This window comes from Intestinimonas sp. RTP31139st1_F5_RTP31139_211217 (genome assembly GCF_040226735.1).
Lineage (GTDB): Bacteria > Bacillota > Clostridia > Oscillospirales > Oscillospiraceae > Intestinimonas > Intestinimonas butyriciproducens.
The window spans coordinates 1-3,704 of record NZ_JBCOAQ010000082.1; the positions used below are offsets into that span (position 1 = coordinate 1).

Sequence of the window (3,704 nt, forward strand, 5' to 3'; positions counted from 1 at the left end):
GCCCTGGAGGGCCGCCTGGACCTGCGGGGCGGGACCGTCATCACCATCGACGGCGCTTCCTCCAAGGATTTTGACGACGCCGTGTCCCTGGAGCGGGACGGCGACGGCAACTGGGTCCTGGGGGTCCACATCGCCGATGTGTCCCACTACGTGACCGAGGGCTCCCCCCTGGACCTGGAGGCCTTTCACCGGGGCACCTCGGTATATTTTGCCGACCAGGTGGTGCCCATGCTGCCGGAGGCCCTCTCCAACGGCATCTGCTCCCTCAATCCCCAGGTGGACCGTCTGGCCCTCTCCTGCATCATGACCATGGACGGCCACGGGGCGATGCTGGGCCACAAGCTGGCCAAGACCGTCATCCGCTCCACCGAGCGGATGACCTACGAGGACTGCAACCTCCTCCTGGAGGACCAGTCCCCCGAGCTGGCCGCGCGGTACGCCCACATTCTGCCCATGCTCCGGGACATGGCCGGGCTGGCCCGGACCCTGGAGAAGAAGCGCCGGGCCCGCGGGGCCCTGGATCTGGAGAGCCGGGAGTGCTATATCGTCTGCGATGCCGATGGTCTGCCCGTGGATATCCGGGTGCGGGAATCCGGCACGTCCGAACGGCTCATCGAGTCCTTTATGCTTGCCGCCAACGAGTGCGTGGCCGAGCATCTCCAAAAGGCGGCGCTGCCCGCCGTTTATCGGGTCCACGAAAAGCCCTCGGCGGACAAGGCGACCAACCTGAAGGCCATGCTCGCTCCCCTGGGCTTTGCCCTCCGCGAGGCCGACAACGGCAGCCTCCAGAAGGTCCTGGACGCCGCGCGGGGGACGCCGCAGGCCCCCGCCATCCACACCATGGTCCTCCGCTCTCTCATGAAGGCCCGGTACGACGTGCAGAATCTGGGCCACTTCGGCCTGGCCGCCAAATACTACTGCCATTTCACCTCCCCCATCCGGCGCTATCCCGACCTGATGGTCCACCGCATCCTCACCTCCCTGCTGGACGGGACGCTGGGGGAGGGGCGGTCCGCCGGGGCGCTCTCCGCCGCCGCCCAGCGCGCCGCCGTGCAGTCCTCCGAGCGGGAGCTCGCCGCCATGAGCGCCGAGCGGGAGATCGAGAAGTGCTATATGGCCGAGTTCATGTCCGCCCATGTGGGGGAGACCTTCCCCGGCGCGGTCTCCGGCGTCACCAGGTTCGGCCTCTTCGTGGCCCTGGCAAACGGGGTGGAGGGGCTCCTCCCCGTCACCGCCCTTCCCGACGACCGGTACGAATACGACGAGGTGCGCATGACCCTCACCGGGTCCCGGACCAAGCTGACCTACTCCTTTGGGATGCCCCTGGAGGTCCTCTGCGCGGCGGCCAACGCCGGCTCCGGCCAGATCGACTTCACCCTTCCCGGCGTGGAGGGCGCCGCGCCCCGGGCGATCCCCGCCGCCGCGCCCAAGCGCCAGACCAGGACCAAGGCGAAGCGCCCCTCCGGAAAGCCCGCCTATCGGCCTCCCAAACGGGAGCGGGGGAGGAAAAAACGATGACGACACGTAGTTTCTCTCTGTTTCTATTGCTATGTGTATTCATCCCTGCCGCTGGGTGTGGCTCCGGGACCGTACCCGGCGGCAGTCCCGGGGCCTCCGCCACCACCGCGCCCACACCCACGGCCACGGTCCCGACCACACCGGAACCCACACCCACCCCGGACCCCGTTCAGGCCCGGCTGGATGCCATGACCACCGAGGAGAAGGTGGGGCAACTCCTGATGGCGGGCTTCGAGGGCACCGAGCCCGGCGACGACGACGCCGTCTTTCTCCAGGACTATCAGGTGGGCGGACTCATCCTCTTCGGGCGGAACATTGAGAGTGCGGAACAGCTCACGGCCCTCACCAACGGCCTCAAGGCCCTCAACGGCGACCAGATCCCCCTCCTCATCGGCGTGGACCAGGAGGGCGGGCTGGTGGACCGGATGCCGCCGGAGGTCCACCGCACCCCCGGCGCGTACGCCGTGGGCTCCACGTCGGACTGGGACCAGGGCCGTGCCCTGGGGGCTGCCCTGGCGGCGGAGTGCGCGGGCTTTGGCTTCCATCTGGACTTTGCCCCCGTGCTGGACGTGTGGAGCAACCCGGACAACACCGTTATCGGCAAGCGGGCCTTCGGCAGCGACTGGAAAGTGGTCAGCGGCTTCGGTGCCGCGGTGTCCAATGCCCTCCAGGCGGCGGGCGTGATCCCGGTGGTCAAGCATTTCCCCGGCCATGGGGACACGGTGGTGGACTCCCATATGGGACTTCCGGTGGTGGACAAGTCCCTGGAGGACCTCTCCCTCCAGGAGCTCCCTCCCTTCCGGGACCTCATCTCGGGCGGCGAGACCCCCTCCGGCAGGGCAGAGGCCGTCCCCGCCGTCATGGTGGCCCACATCCTGATGACCCAACTGGACCCCGACCTCCCCGCTTCCCTCTCCCCGGCGGTGGTGACCGACCTTTTGCGGGGGGAGCTGGGCTTCGGCGGCGTGGTCTTTACCGATGACCTCACCATGGGCGCCATTACACAAAATTACGGCCTGGGCGAGGCCGCCGTGCTGGCCGTGGAGGCCGGGTGCGACATGCTGCTGGTCTGCCACGGCCGGGACAGCGTGGACGCCGCCCGCTCGGCCCTGCTGGAGGCGGCGGCATCCGGCCGCATCTCCCAGGCGCGGCTGGACGAGAGCGTCAGACGCATCCTTTCCCTGAAACTGGAGTACAGCGTGAGCGGAGAGCCGGTCTCCGCGCCCGACCTGAACGCTCTCAACGCCCTGGTGGACGCGGTCGCGGCCCAATAGGCCGGCTTCCCCTTGACAGCAGCCTCCTACAGGTGTAGTATTCAATCATAGATACTACACTTGTAGGAGGCTTTTCTATGTCCAGATTAACCGACAGTGAGTGGCGGGTCCTCACCGCTCTGTGGGATTCCGGCGACGCCGCCCTGGGCGAGGTGGCGGCATCCCTGCGCCCGGACACCGGCTGGAGCCGGAACACGGTGCTCACCTATCTCACCCGGATGGAGCGCAAGGGGCTGGTGACCATCGACAAAGAGCACTACCCCCACCGCTACCGCGCCGCCCTGAGCCGGGAGGAGGGCCGGACGGAGGAACGGCGCAGCTTCCTCAGCCGGGTCTACCAGGGCTCCGCCGGGGACCTGGTGGCGGCCTTTCTGAAGGAGGAGCCCATCTCCCCCCAAGAGCGGGAACGGCTCAAAAAGCTGTTGGACGAAATGGAGGTCTGAGCCCGATGACCGATCTCTGGTCCTTTCTCCTCCAGACCCTCACCGCCTCCGGTGCGGCGGCGCTGCTGCTGGCCGTCAAGGCCCTCTTTCGGGATAAGCTCTCCCCCCGGTGGCAGTTCGGCGTGTGGGGGGTGCTGGCGCTGGTCCTGCTGCTCCCCGCCGGTGGGGGCGGGCGGTACGCCCTGTTCAACTGGCCCCTGTGGGTGGAGAGTGCCAAGACCGCCCTCACCGGAGACTATTCCCTCACCCGGGTCCTCGCCCCCATCCCGCTGCCCCTGGGGCTGGGCCGTCCGGCATCTCCCGCCGACCTGCTCTATCTCCTCTATCTGGCGGGCGCGGCGGCGCTGCTGCTGCGGTACGCCCTCTCCTATCTGCGGCTTCGGCTGGCCCTCCGCCAGGGCGCCGAGGCCGACGGGGCCCAGATCCGCCGGGTGGCGGCCGCATACGGCTGCCGGCCCTGCCGGGCCGT

Annotated in this window: 4 protein-coding genes; all 4 read left to right on the forward strand. The window is 68.6% G+C overall.

Annotated features, from left to right (window positions below; genetic code table 11):
• Positions 1 to 1,518, forward strand: a 1,518-nt coding sequence (rnr, locus tag ABUA09_RS18125; protein WP_349949617.1) for a ribonuclease R, incomplete at its 5' end; no start/stop codon positions are given.
• Positions 1,515 to 2,792, forward strand: a complete 1,278-nt coding sequence (gene nagZ / locus ABUA09_RS18130; protein ID WP_349949618.1) for a beta-N-acetylhexosaminidase — start codon at positions 1,515 to 1,517, stop codon at positions 2,790 to 2,792. The genes rnr and nagZ, both read left to right, overlap by 4 nt.
• 77 nt (positions 2,793 to 2,869) lie before the next feature.
• Entirely contained in the window at positions 2,870 to 3,235 is a 366-nt protein-coding gene (locus ABUA09_RS18135; RefSeq protein ID WP_033117293.1) for a BlaI/MecI/CopY family transcriptional regulator, read from the forward strand.
• A gap of 5 nt (positions 3,236 to 3,240) precedes the next feature.
• Positions 3,241 to 3,704 (forward strand): hypothetical protein (locus ABUA09_RS18140; protein WP_349949619.1); only part of this gene is annotated, 464 nt, incomplete at its 3' end.